The 19,499-nt window shown below is 68.2% G+C and carries 18 protein-coding genes and 1 pseudogene; 10 read left to right on the top strand and 9 right to left on the bottom strand.

Annotation, left to right across the window (positions count from 1 at the left end):
- Window positions 1–93: 93 nt before the first annotated feature.
- A complete protein-coding gene (locus tag PROPJV5_RS06645) occupies window positions 94–1,182 on the bottom strand; it encodes a LacI family DNA-binding transcriptional regulator (RefSeq protein WP_182858605.1) in 1,089 nt (362 codons plus the stop codon).
- A gap of 188 nt (window positions 1,183–1,370) precedes the next feature.
- Between PROPJV5_RS06645 and uriH the strand changes: the two genes are divergently transcribed.
- From uriH to PROPJV5_RS06620, 6 genes and pseudogenes are all read left to right on the top strand, one after another.
- Complete coding sequence (gene uriH / locus PROPJV5_RS06640) at window positions 1,371–2,312, top strand: uridine-preferring nucleoside hydrolase UriH (protein ID WP_119715545.1); 942 nt, start codon at window positions 1,371–1,373, stop codon at window positions 2,310–2,312.
- Between the two features lie 163 nt (window positions 2,313–2,475).
- Window positions 2,476–2,601 (top strand): annotated as a pseudogene (locus tag PROPJV5_RS13140) (hypothetical protein); the annotation flags it as partial.
- Between the two features lie 48 nt (window positions 2,602–2,649).
- Complete coding sequence (locus PROPJV5_RS06635) at window positions 2,650–3,747, top strand: nucleoside transporter C-terminal domain-containing protein (RefSeq protein ID WP_220474366.1); 1,098 nt, start codon at window positions 2,650–2,652, stop codon at window positions 3,745–3,747.
- 118 nt (window positions 3,748–3,865) lie between these two features.
- On the top strand, window positions 3,866–4,813 hold the full coding sequence (locus PROPJV5_RS06630; RefSeq protein ID WP_119715544.1) for a nucleoside hydrolase: 948 nt from the start codon (window positions 3,866–3,868) through the stop codon (window positions 4,811–4,813).
- Between the two features lie 329 nt (window positions 4,814–5,142).
- Window positions 5,143–5,853 carry an AzlC family ABC transporter permease gene (locus PROPJV5_RS06625; RefSeq protein WP_119715543.1) on the top strand — a complete coding sequence of 237 codons (711 nt, stop codon included), beginning with the start codon at window positions 5,143–5,145 and terminating at the stop codon, window positions 5,851–5,853.
- Window positions 5,850–6,158: an AzlD domain-containing protein gene (locus tag PROPJV5_RS06620; protein WP_119162010.1), complete on the top strand. Its 309-nt coding sequence runs from the start codon at window positions 5,850–5,852 to the stop codon at window positions 6,156–6,158. The genes PROPJV5_RS06625 and PROPJV5_RS06620 overlap by 4 nt, the downstream gene beginning before the upstream one ends.
- A gap of 201 nt (window positions 6,159–6,359) precedes the next feature.
- Here the strand turns inward: PROPJV5_RS06620 and PROPJV5_RS06615 are convergent, their stop codons facing one another.
- The 3 genes from PROPJV5_RS06615 to PROPJV5_RS06605 form a co-directional block, all read right to left on the bottom strand.
- Window positions 6,360–7,019, bottom strand: a complete 660-nt coding sequence (locus PROPJV5_RS06615) for an ankyrin repeat domain-containing protein (protein ID WP_119715542.1) — start codon at window positions 7,017–7,019, stop codon at window positions 6,360–6,362.
- 89 nt (window positions 7,020–7,108) lie between these two features.
- The gene (locus PROPJV5_RS06610; RefSeq protein WP_119715541.1) at window positions 7,109–7,771 is read right to left on the bottom strand and encodes a hypothetical protein; all 663 of its coding nucleotides are present in this window, start codon (window positions 7,769–7,771) and stop codon (window positions 7,109–7,111) included.
- A gap of 295 nt (window positions 7,772–8,066) precedes the next feature.
- Window positions 8,067–8,672, bottom strand: coding sequence for an FMN-dependent NADH-azoreductase (locus PROPJV5_RS06605; RefSeq protein ID WP_119715540.1), 606 nt, complete (start codon window positions 8,670–8,672; stop codon window positions 8,067–8,069).
- Between the two features lie 272 nt (window positions 8,673–8,944).
- On the opposite strand from PROPJV5_RS06605, the gene PROPJV5_RS06600 reads away from it, so the two are divergent.
- The 4 genes from PROPJV5_RS06600 to PROPJV5_RS06585 all read left to right on the top strand — a co-directional run bounded on the left by PROPJV5_RS06600 (window position 8,945) and on the right by PROPJV5_RS06585 (window position 13,636).
- Window positions 8,945–9,538: a hypothetical protein gene (locus PROPJV5_RS06600; RefSeq protein WP_119715539.1), complete on the top strand. Its 594-nt coding sequence runs from the start codon at window positions 8,945–8,947 to the stop codon at window positions 9,536–9,538.
- 64 nt (window positions 9,539–9,602) lie between these two features.
- On the top strand, window positions 9,603–11,963 hold the full coding sequence (locus PROPJV5_RS06595) for a glycoside hydrolase family 31 protein (RefSeq protein WP_119715538.1): 2,361 nt from the start codon (window positions 9,603–9,605) through the stop codon (window positions 11,961–11,963).
- Between the two features lie 109 nt (window positions 11,964–12,072).
- The gene (locus PROPJV5_RS06590) at window positions 12,073–12,651 is read left to right on the top strand and encodes a hypothetical protein (RefSeq protein WP_147385375.1); all 579 of its coding nucleotides are present in this window, start codon (window positions 12,073–12,075) and stop codon (window positions 12,649–12,651) included.
- Between the two features lie 157 nt (window positions 12,652–12,808).
- Window positions 12,809–13,636, top strand: a complete 828-nt coding sequence (locus PROPJV5_RS06585; protein ID WP_119715536.1) for an NAD(P)H-binding protein — start codon at window positions 12,809–12,811, stop codon at window positions 13,634–13,636.
- Between the two features lie 21 nt (window positions 13,637–13,657).
- Here the strand turns inward: PROPJV5_RS06585 and PROPJV5_RS06580 are convergent, their stop codons facing one another.
- The 5 genes from PROPJV5_RS06580 to PROPJV5_RS06560 all read right to left on the bottom strand — a co-directional run bounded on the left by PROPJV5_RS06580 (window position 13,658) and on the right by PROPJV5_RS06560 (window position 19,351).
- Window positions 13,658–14,059 (bottom strand): winged helix-turn-helix transcriptional regulator, encoded by a 402-nt coding sequence (locus PROPJV5_RS06580; protein ID WP_119715535.1) that lies wholly within the window; start codon window positions 14,057–14,059, stop codon window positions 13,658–13,660.
- A gap of 103 nt (window positions 14,060–14,162) precedes the next feature.
- Window positions 14,163–14,780: an NADPH-dependent F420 reductase gene (locus PROPJV5_RS06575; RefSeq protein WP_119715534.1), complete on the bottom strand. Its 618-nt coding sequence runs from the start codon at window positions 14,778–14,780 to the stop codon at window positions 14,163–14,165.
- A 227-nt stretch (window positions 14,781–15,007) separates the two neighbouring features.
- On the bottom strand, window positions 15,008–16,999 hold the full coding sequence (locus tag PROPJV5_RS06570) for an ABC transporter ATP-binding protein (RefSeq protein ID WP_119715533.1): 1,992 nt from the start codon (window positions 16,997–16,999) through the stop codon (window positions 15,008–15,010).
- On the bottom strand, window positions 16,996–18,732 hold the full coding sequence (locus PROPJV5_RS06565) for an ABC transporter ATP-binding protein (RefSeq protein ID WP_119715532.1): 1,737 nt from the start codon (window positions 18,730–18,732) through the stop codon (window positions 16,996–16,998). The genes PROPJV5_RS06570 and PROPJV5_RS06565 overlap by 4 nt, the downstream gene beginning before the upstream one ends.
- Before the next feature lie 13 nt (window positions 18,733–18,745).
- Complete coding sequence (locus tag PROPJV5_RS06560; protein ID WP_220474365.1) at window positions 18,746–19,351, bottom strand: TetR/AcrR family transcriptional regulator; 606 nt, start codon at window positions 19,349–19,351, stop codon at window positions 18,746–18,748.
- Window positions 19,352–19,499 lie beyond the last annotated feature (148 nt).

Here is a 19,499-nt window from a genome sequence, read left to right as displayed (position 1 = left end):
AGTGGTCCCTCTGTTCGGTGGTTGCTGGATGCCATGGGCCCGGGGCGGTGCTCCGTTCCCCGGCCGGTGGCTCGGTTGTGTTGAGTCGCTTGGTCATCCGGCGGGCGGCGCGGCAAGGGACTCCCGGGGTATCAGCGAGGTCTCGATCCGCACCGAGCCCGGTCTGTCACCGCCGATCATGGCGGACAGCATGGCCATCGCCCTGCTGGCGAGTTGCTCCGGATGCTGGGTGATGGCAGTGATGGCGGGGGTGAGGAGACTGAAGACGTCGAGATCGTCGAAGGAGACGAGCGAGACCCCCCGATCGCCGATGACTCGTCCTGCGTCACGAAGGTGGCCGAACGCGCGAAGGGCGTGCCGCGAGTGACCGAAGATGGCGGCCGTCGCCCCGTCGTCGAGGAACGAGTCGAGCTCACGGAGCCAGCCGTCGTCATCGAGAGGGGCTGCGATCACCATGCGCGCGTCGCCCCCCGGCAGGAGTGCGTCGCCGGCGTTGTCGAAGGCGAGGAGACGTTCGCGTCCGGTCGAGGAGTCGAGAAGGGAGCCGACGTAGACGATCCTCCGGTGGCCGAGATTCCTGAGGGCCTCCACGGCGGCGTACACGCCGGGGAGGGGGTCGGCGTCCACGGACGGGGCCTTGAGCTCGTCGAGTGTGCGGTCAACGGTGACGAAGGGGATCTGTTGATCCCTGAGCTGCTCGAGCATCGGCGTCATCCCTCCGAGGGGGACGACGATGAGGCCATCGACCTGCTCCTTCAGAAGGGTCCGCAGGTGCTGGTCCTGCTGGTCCGGATCCTCCTGCGAGGAGGCGATGAAGACCGTGATGCCGTCGTCCAGACCCTCCGACTGAATGGACTGGGCGAGCCCGGCGAAGAAGGGGTTGCGGATGTCGGGCACGATCAGGCCGATCGCGTTCGTGCGGGAGGTGCGCAGCGAGCGGGCCCTCAGGTTGACCTGGTAGCCGAGGCTGAGGGCGGCGGCGCGGACCTTCTCGCGAGCGGTCGCGGAAGTGGCCGGGTGGTTGGTCAGAACCCGCGAGGCGGTTCCGAGCGATACGCCGGCGAGTGCGGCGACGTCCTTGATGGTCGGGCGGGCGCGAGGAGCCCTGTTCGTCGACTGCGCCTCGATGCCTTGTGGGGAACCCGTCGGGACCGTCGGCCCGGGCTCAGTGGGATTCGTCATCGGCCACCCCCTTGTGGAAACGTTTCCAAACGTGCTACAACTTTCGCACGAGCCAACCGAATCGTCAAGACCGCGCATCGCGCCAACACGGATCGGCGAGAGCGGGACGGGCGGGGCCCGTGGTCGGGCGGCACCCCGAAGAAGGGGCGCGTCGCAGGGCCGAACCACGCGAACGAAGGAGTTTCATCGTGGCAACATCAATCATCCTTGACTGCGACCCGGGGCACGACGACGCGATCGCCATCCTCATGGCGCTCGGCAGCCCCGAGATCGACCTCATCGGCATCACCACTGTCGGTGGCAACCATTCCCTGGACAAGGTCACATACAACGCCCGGGCGGTGTGCGAGGTGGCCGGCGCCCCCGATGTTCCCGTGCACGCCGGTGCCCGCCGCCCGCTGATCCGGGAGGCGATCGATGCGGCCGGGATCCATGGCCAGACGGGGCTCGACGGCGTGGAGCTCCCGGCGCCGACCCGCGAGCTCTCCCAGTGGCACGCGGTCGAGTGGATGATCGGCGAGATCATGACCCGTGATCCGGGAACGGTCGTTCTCGTGCCGACGGGGCCGCTGACGAACATCGCGCTGGCGGCCAGGCTCGAACCGCGCATCGTCGACCGGGTCAAGCAGGTCGTCCTCATGGGCGGCGCGCACGGGCCGGGGAACGCCACGCCCGTGGCGGAGTTCAACATCCTGTGCGATCCCGAGGCCGCGCACATCGTCTTCAACGAGACGTGGCCGGTGACGATGATCGGGCTGGACGTGACGCACCGCGCGCTGTGCACTCACGAGGTCCAGGAGCGGCTCTGCGCGGCCAACCCGAGGCTGGCGGGAGTCGTCAACGGGCTCATGGACTTCTTCCGCGCCGCCTACCGGGATCAGCAGGCCTTTGCCGATCCGCCCACGCACGATCCGTGCGCCGTGGCCTACGTCATCGACCCGTCGATCGTCGAGACCCGCCGGGCGCCCCTCGACGTCGAGATCCGCGGGCGGATCACCTATGGCATGACGGTCGCCGACATGCGCGGGGAAGAGGACCCGGAGTGCCGGACCAGGATCGGCACGGGTCTGGACGTCGATCGTTTCTGGGGCGCCGTCGAGGACGCCCTCCGCAGGCTGCCCCAGACCTGATCGCCTCGGCGCGCGAACCCCTTTTCCATTTCCGGCAAACCACCATCACCCCGAAGGGTCTCACATGTATCTCGCACTCAACATCGTGGGCGTCGTCGTATTCCTCGCAATCGGCCTGGCGTTCTCGCACGACCGCAAGAAGATCGACTGACAGTCCGTCGGCATCCTCACGGCGCTCAACCTCGCGCTGGCGTGGCTCCTCACCAGTTTTTCCCTGGGGCGGGCGGCTGTTCGAGGAGCCGCGGCGGCCTTCAACGAGCTCGTCGACGTCGCCTGGACGGGCATCAACTTCGCGCTCGCCAACTGGGTCGGCGCCGATGGCGTCAACCCCGAACCGGTGAACTTCGTGGTCTCCGCGCTGCTCCCGATCCTCCTGATCCTGCCGATCTTCGACATCCTCACGTACATCGGTTTCCTGCCATGGCTCATCAAGTGGATCGGCCGCATCCTGAGCTTCATCACCCGCCGGCCGAAGTTCGAGACCTTCTACTCCATCGAGATGATGTTCCTCGGCAACACGGAGGCGCCCGTCGTCTCCAAACTCCAGCTCCAGAAGATGTCACCGGCCCGCAACGTCGTGGTCGCGATGATGACGATGAGCTGCGTGACGGCATCGATTCTCGCCGCGTACATCCAGATGATGCCGGCGGAGTACATCCTCACCGCGGTTCCGCTCAACTGCCTCAACGCCCTCATCGTGACGTCGATGCTCTACCCCGTCGAGGTCACCGCGGAGGAGGACGTCGTCTACACCTACGAGGACGCCTTGGCCCAGGACGCGGAGAAGCAGCCCGTGTCGACGGCGGCCGTATCCGAGGCGGATGCGACGTCCCGGCCCGCGGAGGCCCCGGCGGCAGTCGAGACGGCGGTGAAACCGGGGCTCGGCGGCTGGTTCGAGAAGATCGTCAGGCGCGATCCGAACCGGCCCAAGAAGGAACCCTTCTTCTCCTTCCTCGGCGACTCGATCCTCAACGGCGGCCGGCTCGTCCTCATCGTCACGGCGAACGTCATCACCTTCGTGGCCCTCGCGGCCCTCATCGACAAGATCCTCGGCGCCATCTGGTCGCCCCTGTCCCTCGAATCGATCCTCGGCGTCTTCCTGTACGTCCCCTCGCTCCTGCTCGGGCTCGACCCCGCCACCGCGTGGGACATGTCACAGGTCATGGGCCTCAAACTCGTCACCAACGAATTCGTCGCCATGGGGCAGGTCATGGACACCATCACCACGTTCTCCCCGCATCACCAAGCGGTCCTCACGGTGTTCCTCACCTCCTTCGCCAACTTCGGGACCCTCGGCATGATCATCGGCACCTTCAAGGGCATCGTCGACAAGGAGCGCAACGAACTCATTGCGAAGAACGTCGGCCGCATGCTCCTGTCGGGAATCCTCGTCTCCCTGCTCTCGGCGGGCATGGTCGGACTCTTCGTCTGGTGACGGGAACGGGCCTGGTCCCCCTCTGCTCCGGGAAGGGCCGACTGCTTCCCCGCTCGATGCCCCGAGCCGACTCCTCCGGAACCACTGACACGCAAGAACCCACGGAAAGGAGAGCAGCATGACCAAGAAAATCATTCTCGACCTCGACACCGGGATCGACGACGCGCTCGCGATCGCCTACGCCCTCGGAAGCCCGGAGCTCGAACTCATCGGCATCACCGCCACCTACGGCAACGTCACGGTCGAGCGGTCGGTACGCAATTCACTGGCCGTTCTCGAGATGCTGGGGCGCACGGATGTGCCGGTGTTCGCCGGGGTCGGCCACTCGATGACCGCCGATTCCTTCACCCCGACCGAGATCTCGACCTTCGTCCATGGCCAGAACGGCATCGGCGAGGTCGAGATCCCCGATGCGAAGCGCCCCGTCGAGCACCAACCTGCCGTCGACTTCATCATCGAATCGGCGCACCGGTACGGCGAGGAGCTCATGTGCATCCCGACCGGGGCGGCGACGAACATCGTCACAGCCCTCGAGAAGGACCCGGCGATCAAGGGCCTCATGGGGCCGATCGTCATGATGGGCGGCGCGCTGACCACCGAGGGCAATGTGAACGCATGGACGGAGGCGAACGTCAGCCAGGACCCCGAGGCCACCGACCGGCTGTTCCGGTCCGGGGCCAGGGTGATCATGATCGGCCTGGACGTCACCCACCAGACCCTCCTGACCAAGGCCGAGACCTCGACGTGGCGCGACCTGGGCACGGAGGCCGGCCGCTGCTACGCGGACATGACGGACTACTACATCGATTTCGAGACAAGGGCCATGGACATCGCCGGCTGTGGTCTGCACGACCCGCTCGCCGTCGCCGTGGCCGCCGATCAGAGCCTGGTCACCCTGCTCCCCATCAACATGCAGGTCGATCTGGAGGGGCCGACCCGGGGACGCACCATCGGCAGTCTCGAGGGGCTATCGGATCCGGTGAAGACGGTTGAGGTCGCGGTGCAGGTCGACGTCGAGCGCTTCCTCGGGGAGTTCATGACGCGAGTCGGCTCCGTCCTGACCTGACCGGGGCGTCGCGGGCCGGCCGGCCCATGACCCGCATCATTCCATGGTGCCGGGCATGGGCCGAGAGGCTGCCGGCACGCCGGGCGGGGAGGGTCGTGCCCGTACCCGGGCGGCACCGGGTGATCCGAGACACGCACGGGGCGGGTCACCACAGTCGTGCCCGTGTCCGAGGCGGCTCCGGGCCCTCCCCGCGCATGACTTTCGAGGGCCACCGTCGACAGACTCGCCCGTATCCCGGGTGCAGGGCGAGAGCCTGTGCGCTGCGTGAGACCGGCTTCGAGGGGTGGGATGACTCGGCGACGGGTCCCCTGCGCGCGTAGGGTGTCGCAGTGACCGGACGCGAGGAGATCACCACCGCCATGAGGGACTCGATCCCCATCATGGTCGGCTACTTCTTCGTGGCCATGGCCTTCGGGCTGTTCTGCGCCCGCGGCGGAATCCCCCCGGCGATGTCCGGGCTCATCTCGCTCACCAACGTCTCCTCCTCGGGCCAACTGGCCGGGGTGACGGTGATCACCAGCGGCGGCTCGTGGTTGCAGCTCGCCCTCGGGGTCTTCCTGGTGAACCTGCGCTATGTGCTCATGTCGATCTCGCTGGGCCAGCGTCTGGGGCCTGGTGCCGGTACCTGGCAGCGCATGCTGCTGGCGTGGGGGATCACCGACGAGATCTACGCCCTGGGAATGTCACGCACGCGGCTCACCGTCGCCTCCTACCTGAGCGGCTGCGTGCTGCCCATCATCGGGTGGACCAGCGGCACGGTACTCGGCGGGCTGGTGGGCGACGCACTCCCGGCCCGGCTCACCGCCGCCTTCGGCCTGCTCATGTACGTCATGTTCGTGGCGATCGTCACCCCCGTCGCCGCCCGGGCGCGCTCCGTGCTCGGCGCCGTGGCGGGCGGCGCCGGGTTGAGCGCCGTGCTCGCCGTGTGGACCGACCTCGCCTCGGGCTGGCGGATCATCGTCACCGCCCTGGTGGTCTCGGCGGTGCTCGCCACCATCGCCCCGGTCCGAGCGTCGGACGAGCATGGGGCGCAGGCATGAACCTGTGGTTCGGCGTGGCGATCATGGCCGTCGTCACCTATCTCATGCGGGCCGTCCCCCTGCTGGCCATCCGGCGACGCATCACGAACCAGTGGGCGCTCAGCTTCCTGCACTACCTGCCCTACGTGGTGCTGGCGGCGATGGCCTTCCCCGCCATCCTCACCGACGCCCCCTCACTCGCCACCGGGCTCGTCGCCCTGGGGGTCGCCCTCGTGCTCGGCTGGCGCGGCCACGACCTGTCGGCGGTGGTCCTGGGCGCCGCCCTGGCCATCGGCGCGGCCGAGGCCCTTCAGCTCCTGACCTGAGGTACGTATGGTCCGTCCTGTCGGGACACCGCGCCTGGTCCAAGCGCGTGTGGCAGGCGCGGGCGGCCTTGGCCTTCAGGTCGTTTGTCGGCCTCGTCCGGGTGCGCGCGTGGCAGGCGACCGGTGCGGGGCGCTGCCGAAGCATGGCGTGGTGCCGGGCCAGGGGCGCGCCGACGAACGAGTTGCTGGAGGCCCCACCGTTCAGTCGACACCGGGAATCAGCGATTTGAGGTCCATATCGTAGGGAGGGGTCATGGAGCCGCGCCATCCCACCAGGATCCGCTGGAAGTCATCGACCCAGACCGGGATCCCCGCGATGATCGGCACCGACCCGTTGCCGTAGCGGACCCGGTCGTTGTGAGGCGGGGTCCAGGCGGTGCCCTCAGTGAAGGCATTGCTCGCCGGCAGCAGTGACGCCTCTGAGGGGGCAGTCCACGCGGCACGGGCGTGCTCGCCGGCTTGGTCGAGGAGCGCCGCGAGGCCACCGTGCCCCCGCGCGGTGGCCACCTGGGACGGGGTCATGCCGTCCTTGCCATTGAGGTGGATGTCAGCTCCCCACCGGATGAGTTCACGGCACGCCGCCTCGTGGCCCCAGAACGCGGCCTGGTGTAGGAACGACCACCCCGAACTCGGCTTGGCGTGGTGGGCGCACCCGCGGGCGAACATCTCGTGGCGCGCCCACGCCTCGAGGACCGTCCGCCAGTCTCCCGCCTTGGCTCGCTCGTAGGCCATCTGTACGGCACGGTCCCTCACGACATCCCGCGCCACCAGCAGCGACGCCCTGTCGCCCTCGGGGGCCTCGGCGCAGATCCGGCCCAGGCCGGCGAGGGTGTTCACCAGGTCGGGCAACTCGTGTTCCATGAGAGAACGGTAGCCACCCGCCGGTTCGCTAAGCCCGGCGGGTTCATGCCCGTGGGACGGGGCCGTCTCCCCTCCGTCGGGCGGTGGGCTCAGAGAGATCCGATGACCGCGTCGGCGAGCTCCTGCGCGCGGCTGGTGGAGGCGGCGTCGACTGCCACAGCGAAGAAGGTGTGCTCCCCAGTCTCGAGGAGGACGAGGGACGCGTGGTGCTTCTGACCGTCGGCCCCCGTCGCGGTGAAGACGAAACGAACGGCATCGGCGCCGCTCCCCGTCGTCACCCTGGCGTACTCGCCGGAGTCGATCTCACGGTCGGAGAGGAACTCCTCGGTGAACTCCTCCTCGCTGGGCAGCCCGTCGAGCTCCTCTTCCGTGTCCTGCATCGCGGTGATGTTCTCCGCGTAATCGGTGGTGTCGGAGGTGTCGACGCTGATGAGCTGGGAGTCCTCCAGCCTCATGGTCAGGGCCTCCGGCGCCATCCCCCGGGCCTGCGCGATGCGTTCGACGAGCGCATCGTCCGAGCTGTTCTCGGCGGTCAGCGTCTCCCAGCTGGAGGGGATGGCGATGGAGAGCCCGGTTCCAGGCACCTCGGTGAGGGCGTACCCGTCGGGGACAGTGGGAGTGGGTGAGCTGGCCGCCTCGCTGGACTCCGGTGACCCGGTGGTGCCGTCCGATGCGGTCGAGCATGCCGACATCGACAGGGTGAGGGCGGTGAGAACAGCGGCGAGGGCGGCCGCGCGGGAATGGCGCTTCATGTGATCTCCAGGGGCTGGGGTGTTCCGGTGACCATGCTAGGCGATGGCGCCGACGTGGGGCCCACCGAGACGATGCACGAAGGGCCGGCATCGTGCCGGGACGACCGCTTCGGGTGCCCCCGTGGTCCCAGGCGCGGCGGCCCCGATGCGTGATGCTGCCTGGCGATGATGTTCGCATGGCGGCGCATGCCCACGCACCGGGGCCTGGCAGGTGCCGAACGGGCCGGTCGCAGATCGGCGCCGGCCGCCGCGAACATCGTGTCGGCGACGGGCGGCCCTCTTCGCCGAGTTCGGCTCAGAAGTCCTTGGCGATCTCCTCGATCCGGGCCAGGGCGGCCGCGGTGATCTCCGCGTCCTTGTCCGGGGCGTAGTCCTGGCCCTCGATGAACACGGAGGTGATGTCGGTGATGCCGGTCAGCCTCAGGACCTGCTCGAGGTACGTCGAGCCCGGCTCCTTGCCGCCGTAGACCCCGCCGCTCGACTGGATGTGCAGCACCTTCTTGCCGGCGGCCAACCCGACCGGGCCCTGCTCGGTGTACGTGAAGGTCTTGCCGGCGACGCAGATCGTGTCGACCCAGGAGTGCAGCCTCGACGGCAGGTTGAGATTCCACAGCGGGTTGGCGATGACGATCTTGTCCGCTGCCAGGAACTGGTCGGTGAGCGCGTCGAATCGGGCGCCCTTGGCGGCCGCCTCGGGTGAGGGCTGGGTGCCGTCGGGGTACAGGTGGGCCACGATGTCGGCGTCGATCTCCGGCACGGAGCCGTCGTAGACGTCGAGGACCTCGAGGGTGTCGCCGGGGTGGGTGGCCGAGTAGACCTCGATGAACCGGTCCAGGCCCTTCATCGAGTGCGAGCGGGTGGCGTCGAGCACATGGGCCCTGACGATGAGCACGGTCGTCATGTCTGCTCCTCGGGTTGCGGGGGTGGGTTCGTTCACGCGCTGAGTGCGCAAGAGCGAGACTATCGTCACCGTCAAGCGTTTCAAGTTTCAATGAAACTCTGTGCTTGCTCATCCGACCCATCACCCAGCAGATCCCGGGGTTCTCTCCTGGGTATCGACGACGCCGTTCAAGGGGAGGGACAACTGGGGCCGGGTGTATCGTTCAGCGGGAACACCCCGCACTGCCCCGCCCATGACGGTGGCACACGACCAGGACAAGACGGACACCTCTCATGAGCGCAATCGACCCCCCTCCGATCTACCAAACGCGGTCCCAGGTCTCCCCGGACGAACTCAACCGGATGTTCTCCGGCCTGGATGCCGGTGAGGACCTCCTTTACACCTTCGAGCCCACGAAGTCGAAACGATTCAGGATCTGGCTCCTGGTCATCTGCGCAGTGATCCTCGTCGGTGCTCTTGTCGCCGCCCTCATCACCAGGACGACCCTCGCCTGGGTCATCGTCGTCGCGGCCTTCGTCGCCGTGGTGCGCGCGATCGCCTACAACTTCATCCAGAAGGCCCCCGTCAGGGTCGTCATCAACAGCCGCGGCGTCGTCCACGACACGCTCAGGGACGGCGGGTGGGTGAACAAGTTCGCGTACCGCTGGTGCGACGTGGACAAGGTCGACGTGGTCGCCGTCAGGTCAGGCCGCACGATCAAGATCTGCCAGCTCAGACCCAAACGCGGCGTCGGTGAGGAAACCGTCGTCGCGTTCCCGGACTATGTCATCCGTGACGTGCAGGAGAGGGAGCACGTCTGGTTCCTCATGCAGCAGGCCCACATGCGCTACTACGAGTGGTCGAAGCAGTTCCAGGCCGCCAACTGAACGTTCACCGCCGCCGCCTGAACTCCATGACGCCTGAGCCGACAACCGCTAGGCTGGCCCTCGTATGTCACGACTGGCCTACGACAAGGGGGATCACATGGGGATGGGCGAGTCCGAGCGGTTGCAGCTGAGCGGCGAGCACTGGCGCATCAGCGTCCTCGGTGAGCACCTGCTGCGCTACGAGTGGAGCCCGCAGGGCGTCTTCGAGGACCGTCCCACCCAGGTCGTGACCAGACGCCCCTTCAGCCCGGTCCGCGCCCAGGTGCGCGACGAACCGGGTGTCGTGCAGGTCATCACCGCCGCCTTCCAACTCGACTACGACGGCACCGAGCCGTCACCGCAGTCCCTGCGGGTCAAGGGCCGGGGCGACTACGAGTCGGCGTGGCGCTACGGCCAGCCACTGCCGAACATGTTCGGCGCCGCCCTTGGGCTGGCGTCCAACCTCGGCGGCACCGCGCGCACCCTCGACGGCGCCGACGGGCCCATCGCCATGGGGGAGGGCCTGGCCACCCGTAACGGTCTGGCGGTGCTCGACGACTCGGCCTCGCTCGTCATCGACGGCGACCGGCTCGTCCCCAGGGCCCCGGGCACCGTCGACGTCTACGTCTTCGTCCACGGGCTCGACCACGCCGGGGCGGTCGAGGACTTCTACCGCATCGCGGGAGCCCCGCCATTGATCCCCCGCTGGGCCTTCGGCAACTGGTGGAGCCGCTACCACGCCTACACGCAGGACGAGTACGAGCGGCTCATGGACCGTTTCGCCGCCGAGAACGTCCCCTTCTCGGTGGCGGTCATCGACATGGACTGGCACATCACCGACATCGACCCCGCCTACGGGCACGGCTGGACCGGGTATACGTGGAACCGCGATCTGTTCGCCGATCCCGAGGGCTTCCTCGCCGGCCTGCACGCGCGGGGCCTGCACGTCACGCTCAACGTGCACCCCGCCGACGGCATCCGCGCCTACGAGGACTGCTACCCGGCGGTGTGCGAGGCCATGGGGCGGGACCCCGAGGCCGGGCTCCCGGTGGAGTTCGACCTGTCCGACCCGGCGTTCACCAGGGCCTACTTCGAGCAGGTGCACCACCCGCTGGAGGACATGGGCGTCGACTTCTGGTGGATCGACTGGCAGCAGGGCACGGTCGGTACCGACGGCGTGGACCCGCTGTGGCGGCTCAACCAGGCGCACACCGCCGACATGGCGGCCCGGGGCAGGCGCCCGCTGATCCTGTCGCGGTACGCCGGACCCGGCTCCCACCGCTTCCCGGTGGGCTTCTCCGGCGACGCCGTCGCCACGTGGGCCTCCCTCGCCTTCCAGCCGAGGTTCACAGCGACGGCCGCCAACATCGGTTACGGCATGTGGAGCCACGACATCGGCGGGCATGTCTTCGGGTCCCACGACGACGAGCTGGCCACTCGCTGGCTGCAATTCGGTGTGTTCTCGCCGTTCACCCGGCTGCACTCGAGCGATGACCCGTTCGCCGGCAAGGAACCGTGGAACTACGGAACCGTTGCGCGGTCGGTCATGACCCGGTTCCTGCGCCTGCGTCACGCCCTGGTGCCCTATCTCTACACCGAGTGGGCCACCGGGGCCCCACTCGTGCGGCCCGTCTACCACGAGTGGGGCGACCGCTTCGAGTCCTACGAGGCCTCCGGTGAGTACCTGCTCGGGCGCGACCTGCTCGTCGCCCCGATCACGCGGCCCCTCGACAAGGCCTCGCAGACCGCGTCCGCCCGCGTCTGGTTCCCCCCGGGCACCTGGGTGGACGTCTTCACCGGGCTCGTCTACCGGGGAGACCGCTTCCTCACCGTGCGCCGGGGGTTGAAGACCATCCCCGTGTTCGCCCGTGCCGGCTCCATCATCCCGACGAGCACCGGAGCCGCCACCGACAACCCCGACGAGATCGAGCTGCTCGTCGTGCCAGGAGCCGACGCCTCCTACGAGCTCGTCGAGGACGACGGGGCGCTCGAGCCCGCCACCGCCCGCACCCGCATCGAGTGGGACCAGGCGGGACGGACGCTGACCGTGCACCCGGCCAAGGGGGCCACCTGGGTGGTGCCCGACCGGCGGCGCTGGAGGGCGCGCGTCATTGGCGCGGAACCGGAAGGCGACGGTTCGGGGTCCGTGGTCTACCTCGGTGAGGCCCGGGCCGTTGAGGGCCTGGTCGTCCAGCTGCCCGAGGGGACGGACCTGGGCTCCAACGAGCCCGCCCCGCGCATCCACGAACTGCTCGTGGCGGCGCAGTGCGCGCACACCGCGAAGAACGCCATCAGCGAGCTCGTCGCCGCCGGCGAACCGCTCGACCAGGTCGTCGCGCTGCGCGAGGCGCGGGTGCGCGGGATCGTCCACGGCGAGGCCGCGCCCCTGCCCGAGGACCTCGTCGAGGCCGTCAGCGAGATCATCGTCGCCGATCCGGGCCATTGACACCCCGCACCTGGCAACCGGGTTCGCTGCGGCGTGGATCACCGTGAGCCCGTCGGCCCCGGCCCCGGTCGGCACATGGCGCGGCGGCGCTCCGCTACGATCGTGGTCGATGAGACAAGAGCCCGCCCCCTGGATGAACGACGCGTCCGCGGACCAGGGTGTCGAGGACGCCCTGGCGCACATCGACACCGGCTGGCCCCTCGTCATGACGTCCGACCCGGCCGGGCCGCGGCGGGACTTCCTGCTGCTCAGCGGGGGCGCCGTCAGCGTCGCACTCATCTTCGGACTCATCGGCCTCTGGGGCCACGACCTGGCGATGATCGCCGTCTTCGGCGGCACGGCGGTCCTGAGCATCATCGGCAGCTATGCGATGACCAGACTGCTCGCCCGGCCCCACCAGGTGGCGCTGAGCACCATCGGCATCGTCCACGAGGAACAGGTCAAGGGCGTCTGGCGGCGTCAGTACGCCTACCGTTGGCACGAGATCTCACAGGTCACGGTGGACCGCATCGGCCGGTCGAACAACCGCATCTGCCACCTGCAGATCCCCGCCACCCCCGAGCAGCCGGCCGAGAGCGTACCGGTGCCCAACACCGTCCTCGGCAAGGAGCCCGAGCGGACCTGGGCGATCATCATCCGGGCACACCAACGCTACGCCGGGTTCTCCCGGCAGGATGCCGCGCTGTGAACACCTGCCGAGCAGGCACGAACTGCTGGGGCGGCCGCCCTGCTCCTCGTGGCGCGCCCGGCGACCTGCCGGGTCATGTCCTGGCCCCGGATGTCTTGGACATCGGGGCCTGTGACCAGGAACTGCTGAAGAATCAGGATGAACAAGGAGGGCATCCATGACACGGATCGGGATCACGGGAGCGACCGGCCACATCGGCGGCATGGTGGCGCGACTGCTCGCAGGGGGACCGGACGAACTCGTTCTCGTCGTCCGTGACGCCTCGCGCGCCCCGCAGGGACCCTGGCAGGTGCGCGTCACCGACGGGTACGGCGACCCCGCCAATCGTGAGGCGCTGGCCGGGCTCGACGTGCTGTTCATGGTCTCGGCGGCCGAGAGCGCCGACCGTCTCGACCAGCACCGGGCGTTCATCGCCTCAGCCGCGGCGGCCGGCGTGTCCCACGTGGTCTACACGTCATTTCTGGGCGCGGCGCCCGATGCCGTGTTCACCCTGTCTCGCACCCACTGGGCCACCGAGCAGGCCATTCGGGCATCGGGCATGGCCTTCACCTTCCTGCGCGACAGCTTCTACCTCGACTTCCTGCCCGAGATGGCCGTGGACGGGGTCATCGCCGGTCCCGCCGGTGACGGCGTCGTCGGAGCCGTCGCCCAGGCCGACGTGGCGGCGAGTGCCGCCGCCGTCCTGACCGATCCAGCGCGGCACGCCGGACTCACCTACAACCTGACCGGCCCGCAGGCGATCAGCCTGGCGCAGGTGGCCGAGACCGTCACCCGCCTGACCGGTGTGCCGACGAGCTACCGGCCCCAGACCGTCGAGGAGGCCTACGCAGACCGCGCCCGTTACGGCGTTCCCGACTGGCAGCTGGACGCGTGGGTCAGCACCTATACGGCCATCGCCGCCGGAGAGGTCGCCATGGTCACCGATGACGTGCGCGCCCTGACCGGCCGCGAAGCATTGTCGCTGTCCCAGCTGCTGACGCACTGAGGTTCAGGGCGGGTGGCCGGGTCACTCGCCGTGAGCGACGTCGTACGACTCGCGCGCGTCGAGGACGTCCTGCATGTGACCCGTCGCCCATCCCTCGACGTCCCGCAGGACGTTCGCCAGGTCCTGCCCCATCGGACTCAGCTCGTAGGTGACGCGCGGAGGCATCTCGGCGTACTGGTGCCTCAGGACCAGGCCGTCGCGTTCCAGGGCGCGCAGGGTATTGGTCAGCATCTTCGTGGAGATCCCGTCGACACGCAGGGAGATCTCCGTGAACCGCTGCGGCGAACCGGCCTCGTACAGCGCCCCGATGACGAGAACCGTCCACAGATCGCCGAGGAACTTCAGAAACCGCCGCGAGGGGCACGCCCGGGAATAAGGATTGAAGGAGCCCTCGCCCGCTCCGCCCGGCGCTTCGGACATCATCACCCCCAGAACATCTGGGACCACTGTACAGAACACGGGCACGCACGAATGCCGCCGGAACCGTGGCTCCGGCGGCATTCGTTGTGCGCAGCGATCGGTTCAGTCACTCGGTGATGAGCAACCCGCCCGTCCAGCCGATCCGGCCGGCCAGGGCGAGGTGCATCCCGACGGCGCCCACCGCCTCGAGGCGCACGGCATTGGCGAGGCCGCCGCCGTCGGCGAAGGCCAGACCGCCGCCCTCGACGAGTGAACGCAGGGCCTCCTTGGCCTCGGTGTCATCGCCCGCGGCGAGGACGACTGTCGTCGCGCCGTTGGACGCCGTGCCGGCCGCGATCGTGGCCGCGAAGTTCGTGTTGAAGGCCTTCACGACCCTGGCGCCGGGCAGCTTCGCGGCGATCTCGGCGGCAGCCGACGTGCCGGCGGGGAGCAGCGCGGTGAGCTCGGGGATGCTCACCGGATTGGTGGGGTCGACGACGATCCGGCCGTCGAAGGCGCTCGCGCCGTACTGGTCGATGACCTCGGCCACGGCCGGGTAGGGGAGGGCCAGGACGACGACGTCACCGGTGATGGGCTCTCCCAGCGGGGAGACGGTGACGCCCTCAATGTCTGCGCCCTTGGCGGTGTCACGGGCGAGCACCTGCACGTCGGCGCCGGCCTTGGCGAACACGGTGGCGACGGCCGAGCCAATACTGCCTGCACCGAGTATCGAAACTGAGGTCATGGGATTTCTCCTTTCGGGGATCGGAACAATGAATACTTTCTCATAGAAAGTTCCTTTATACAAGAAAGTAACATTCGCCCATGGAGAACAGGGCTGAGCGCCATGGGTGATGAATCGGCCTGGGACAAGGGGGAACCCCGGTACCGGAGGGTGTTCGGTACCGGGGTTCCCCTCTCACTGCGATCCGCCCACTGCCCCAGGCGGTCCCACGGAGGATGCCTTCTGCCCTAGGCGGCCTCCTGGCCTCCGGCGAACTGGGCCTGGTAGAGACGCCAGTAGGCGCCCTCGGCCGCGATCAGTTCGTCGTGGTTCCCCTGCTCGACGATGTCGCCGTGCTCCATCACGAGGATGGTGTCGGCGTCACGGATCGTCGAGAGGCGGTGTGCGATGACGAAGCTCGTCCGTCCGACGCGCAGCCGCGCCATGGCCTTCTGGATGAGGGCCTCGGTGCGGGTGTCGACAGAGCTCGTGGCCTCGTCGAGGATGAGGATCGACGGGTCGGAGATGAACGCACGGGCGATGGTGAGCAACTGCTTCTCGCCCGCCGAGATGTTCGTCCCCTCGTCGTTGATGACCGTGTCGTAGCCGGCCGGCAGGGTCTGGACGAAGCGGTCCACGTAGGCCTGCTTCGCCGCCTCGGCGATCTCCTCGTCCGTGGCGCCCGGCTTGCCGTAGGCGATGTTGTCGCGGACCGAACCGCCGAACAGCCAGGTGTCCTGCAGGACCATGCCGAGCTGGTCGCGCAACTGCGCGCGCGGTACGTCGTTGATGTCGACGCCGTCGATGCGGATGGCACCGCCGTCCACGTCGTAGAAGCGCTCCAGCAGGTTGACCATCGTCGTCTTGCCGGCCCCGGTCGGGCCGACGATGGCGATCTGCTGTCCAGGGCGCACGTCGAGCGAGAGGTCCTTGATGAGTGGCTGATCGGGACGGTAGGAGAACTCGACGTGATCGAATTCGACGTGGCCCTTGACGGGCAACTCCAGCGAGCCCTCGCGGTCGGGGGTCTGCTCGGCGGCGTCGAGGACCTCGAAGACGCGCTCGGCGCTGGCCACGCCCGACTGCAGCAGGTTCGCCATCGAGGCCACCTGCGTGATCGGCTGGGTGAACATCCGCGAGTACTGGATGAACGAGGTCACGTCGCCCAGGAGCATCTGGCCGCTCGCCACGCGTAGGCCGCCGACGACGGCCACTGCCACATACGTCAGGTTCCCGACGAAGAAGTTGATCGGCATGAGCAGGGCGCTGACCGCCTGGGCGCCGAAGCTCTGCTTGTAGAGCTCCCCGTTCGTCGTGGCGAACTCCGCCTCGACCTCACGGCGGCGGCCGAAGACCTTGACCAGGGAGTGTCCGGTGAAGGCCTCCTCGACCTGGCCGTTGAGGACGCCGGTGGCGGTCCACATGCCCACGAAGCGCTTCTGGGCCACCCGGCCGATCGACACCGAGACGACGAACGAGACGGGAATGGCGCACAGCGCGATGATCGTCAGGCGCGGGCTGACCGTCAGCATCATGATGAGCACGCCGGCCAGCTGCAGCACGGCATTGAGCATCTGGGTGAGTGTCTGCTGCAGGGTCTGCTGGATGTTGTCGATGTCGTTCGTGATGCGGCTGAGCAACTCACCGCGGGGCTGCGCGTCGAAGTAGCTCAGCGGCAGGCGGTCGAGCTTGCTGCTCACCTGGTCGCGCATCGAGTACACCGAGTGCTGGACGACGCGGTTGAGGATGTAGCCCTGCAGGAACTGCAGCACCGAGGCCAGCACGTACAGCGTCAGGCAGGCCAGCAGGATGTGGGCCAGGCGCGTGAAGTCGATGCCCTGGCCGGGTACGACGTCCAGGGCAGAGATCATCTGCGCCTGGTCGGATTTGCCGGCCGCCTCCAAGGCGGCGATGGCCTGCTCCTTGGTCAGTCCGGCGGGGAGCATCCTGCCGATGAAGCCCTCGTAGACGACGTTCGTCGCCCGCCCCAGCAGCCTGGGGGAGTAGACGTTGAAGGCAACGCCGGCCGAACCCATCACGATGACGAACAGGATCGCCCACCGGTGCGGTGCGAGCTCGCCGACCAGGCGGCGCAGGGAGGGGCCGAAGTTGACGGCCTTCTCCTGCACCCTGCCCCCGCCGGGGCCGCCGCCGTGGTGGACGTTCTTGGCGTAGTCGGGGCGCTCATGGGCCCTGGTCACGGTGCCCCTGTCCCGGTTCTTCCTGTCGGCCCTGCTCATGCCGCCGCCTCCTGAGAGCTCATCTGCGAGGACACGATCTCCTGGTAGGTACTGCAGCTGTCGAGCAGTTCCGCATGGGTGCCGCGACCGACGACGTGGCCGGAGTCGAGCACGATGATCTGGTCCGCGTCGCGGATGGTCGAGACGCGCTGGGCGACGATGAGTACCGCCGCGTCCTGGGTCTCGGCGGCCAGGGCGGCGCGCAGGCGGGCATCGGTGGCGACGTCGAGGGCGCTGAAGGCGTCGTCGAAGACGTAGATCTCGGGCTTCTTGATGAGGGCCCGGGCGATCGACAGGCGCTGGCGCTGGCCGCCGGAGACGTTCGTGCCGCCCTGGGCGATGGGGGCGTCGAGCCGGCCGTCCATCTGCTCGACGAAGTCGGCGGCCTGAGCGGTGCGCAGCGCGGCCCACATCTCGTCCTCGGTGGCCTCGGGATTGCCGTACCGCAGGTTGGAGGCGATCGTGCCGCTGAACAGATACGGCTTCTGCGGGACCAGGCCGATACGGCTCCACATGAGGTCCATGTCGATCTTGCGCAGGTCGACGCCATCCAGCTTGATCGAGCCGCCGGTCACGTCGTACAGGCGGGGGACGAGATTGGCCAGGGTCGTCTTTCCCGAGCCGGTCGAGCCGATGACGGCGGTGGTCGTCCCCGGTCGCAGCGAGATGTTGATGTCGTGGAGCACCGGCGCCTCGGCCCCGGGGTAACTGAACTCCACGTTGGTCAGGTCCATCGCCCCGGTCATGGGGAGCTCCCGGACGGGCTTGGCAGCCGGCGTGACGGTCGAGGGGGTGCGCAGGACCTCCATGATGCGGCCTGCGCAGACCTGCGCGCGAGGCAGCTGGATCATCATCATCGCGGCCATCATCACGCTCAAGAGCATCTGGATCATGTACGTCATGAAGGCCGTGATCTGGCCCACCTGCATGTCGCCGCTGTCGACCCGCAGGGCGCCGAACCACCACACGGCGACGGTCGAGGCATTCATGATCATCATGACCATCGGCGCCAGGAGCGAGAAGAAGGTGCCGATCCTGAACCCCAGCAGCATCAACGACTGATTGGCCACGTCGAAGCGCTTGCGCTCCCGGTGCTCGCGGACGAAGGCGCGGATGACGCGGATGCCGCTCAGCTGCTCGCGCACGACCTGGTTGATCCGGTCGATGCTCTCCTGGTTCCTCTTGAAGGCCGGGGTCATCCGGCTGACGATGATCCCCACCACGACGACCATGACGAGGACGGCCACGGCGACGATCCACGACAGGCCCATGTCCTCGCGCAGCGCCATGACGATGGCGCCGATCATGGTGATCGGTGCGCCGAGGATCATGATGCAGGTCATGAGGAGGAACTGCTGCACCTGCTGCACGTCATTGGTGGTGCGGGTGATCAGCGACGGGGCCCCGAAATGGTTGACCTCCTGGCTCGAGTAGTTCAACACGGTGTCGAACAGGCCGGCACGAATGTCACGGCCGATCCCCATCGCGAGCCGCGCGCCGAAGACGGCCGCGAGGCACTGGGCCACGGCCTGGGTGCCGCCGACGGCGAGCATCCTGGCGCCGGCGTGCCAGATGTAGGTGGTGTCGCCGTTCGCCACGCCGGTGTCGATGATGCGGGCGTTCAGATTGGGCAGCATCAGGGAGGCCACGGAGGCCACCGCCTGCAGCAGCACCACGAGGGCGAACTGGCCGCGGTACTGCCCGCCGAAGCGCCCGATGAGTCTCCTCAACATGCGCAATCCCCTTTCAAGGCCGTGTGGATCCTTTCGTGAGACCGTGGGTGATCAGGCGGGCGGCGAGTTCGGGGGGAAAGTCCGCGCCCCGCTTGAGGAAGGGGTGTGAGGTCGCCATTGCGACGGAACGGAGCCAGGCCGCGGCCTCCTCCAGCGAGACCGACAACTCGTCCCGCCAGGGGGCGATGGCCTCGGCCATGGCCCCGCGCAGGTCGTCGGAGCGGGTCGGGGCGCCGTCGCAGTTCTTCATCGGGGGCTTGCGGGGCGACAGGTCGTCGGAGGGCATGGCGTGGACCGCCATGAACACCTCCTCGATCGTGTCCATGTCCGAGTACAGCAGGGTCAGGACGGCGGTGATGCGCTCCTCGAGGCTGTGATGCTCGGGCATTGTCCGGAACGCCTCGACCGTGGGCGTGGGGTCGAGCACGTCGGCGATCACCGCGTCGTAGAGGGCCTGCTTGGTGGGGAAGACACGAAAAATGGTGCCCTCGGCGATCCCGGCCGCCTCGGCCACCTGCTTCGTCGTGAACCGGCCCCCATTGGCGACGAGAAGCGGCCGGGCCGCTTCGATGATCGTCCTTCGCCGCTCCTCAGGCGACATGGGTGCTGCTCGGCTCACACGACGAGGGTATGAGTGAGCGCTCACTCATTTCAAAGCACGGCACTTGGTTGCAGCGGCGGCAACTCGTTGCATCGAGTGCCGGATGCGCCGCCGAGCCAGCCGGTCTCCAATATGTGGGATTTCTTCCGTGCTAATTACTCAATGA

The sequence above is a fragment of the Propionibacterium ruminifibrarum genome (assembly GCF_900289195.1).
Taxonomy (GTDB): Bacteria; Actinomycetota; Actinomycetes; order Propionibacteriales; family Propionibacteriaceae; genus Propionibacterium; species Propionibacterium ruminifibrarum.
This window is presented reverse-complemented; position numbering and strand designations above follow the sequence as displayed.

Excerpts from the sequence above, each read along its gene's own strand:
- PROPJV5_RS06645 (WP_182858605.1), bottom strand. The coding sequence starts at position 1,182 with ATGACGAATCCCACTGAGCCCGGGCCGACGGTCCCGACGGGTTCCCCA.
- PROPJV5_RS06630 (WP_119715544.1), top strand. The coding sequence starts at position 3,866 with ATGACCAAGAAAATCATTCTCGACCTCGACACCGGGATCGACGACGCG.
- PROPJV5_RS06620 (WP_119162010.1), top strand. The coding sequence starts at position 5,850 with ATGAACCTGTGGTTCGGCGTGGCGATCATGGCCGTCGTCACCTATCTC.
- PROPJV5_RS06615 (WP_119715542.1), bottom strand. The coding sequence starts at position 7,019 with ATGGAACACGAGTTGCCCGACCTGGTGAACACCCTCGCCGGCCTGGGC.
- PROPJV5_RS06610 (WP_119715541.1), bottom strand. The coding sequence starts at position 7,771 with ATGAAGCGCCATTCCCGCGCGGCCGCCCTCGCCGCTGTTCTCACCGCC.
- PROPJV5_RS06605 (WP_119715540.1), bottom strand. The coding sequence starts at position 8,672 with ATGACGACCGTGCTCATCGTCAGGGCCCATGTGCTCGACGCCACCCGC.
- PROPJV5_RS06600 (WP_119715539.1), top strand. The coding sequence starts at position 8,945 with ATGAGCGCAATCGACCCCCCTCCGATCTACCAAACGCGGTCCCAGGTC.
- PROPJV5_RS06595 (WP_119715538.1), top strand. The coding sequence starts at position 9,603 with ATGTCACGACTGGCCTACGACAAGGGGGATCACATGGGGATGGGCGAG.
- PROPJV5_RS06590 (WP_147385375.1), top strand. The coding sequence starts at position 12,073 with ATGAGACAAGAGCCCGCCCCCTGGATGAACGACGCGTCCGCGGACCAG.
- PROPJV5_RS06585 (WP_119715536.1), top strand. The coding sequence starts at position 12,809 with ATGACACGGATCGGGATCACGGGAGCGACCGGCCACATCGGCGGCATG.
- PROPJV5_RS06580 (WP_119715535.1), bottom strand. The coding sequence starts at position 14,059 with ATGATGTCCGAAGCGCCGGGCGGAGCGGGCGAGGGCTCCTTCAATCCT.
- PROPJV5_RS06575 (WP_119715534.1), bottom strand. The coding sequence starts at position 14,780 with ATGACCTCAGTTTCGATACTCGGTGCAGGCAGTATTGGCTCGGCCGTC.
- PROPJV5_RS06570 (WP_119715533.1), bottom strand. The coding sequence starts at position 16,999 with ATGAGCAGGGCCGACAGGAAGAACCGGGACAGGGGCACCGTGACCAGG.
- PROPJV5_RS06565 (WP_119715532.1), bottom strand. The coding sequence starts at position 18,732 with ATGTTGAGGAGACTCATCGGGCGCTTCGGCGGGCAGTACCGCGGCCAG.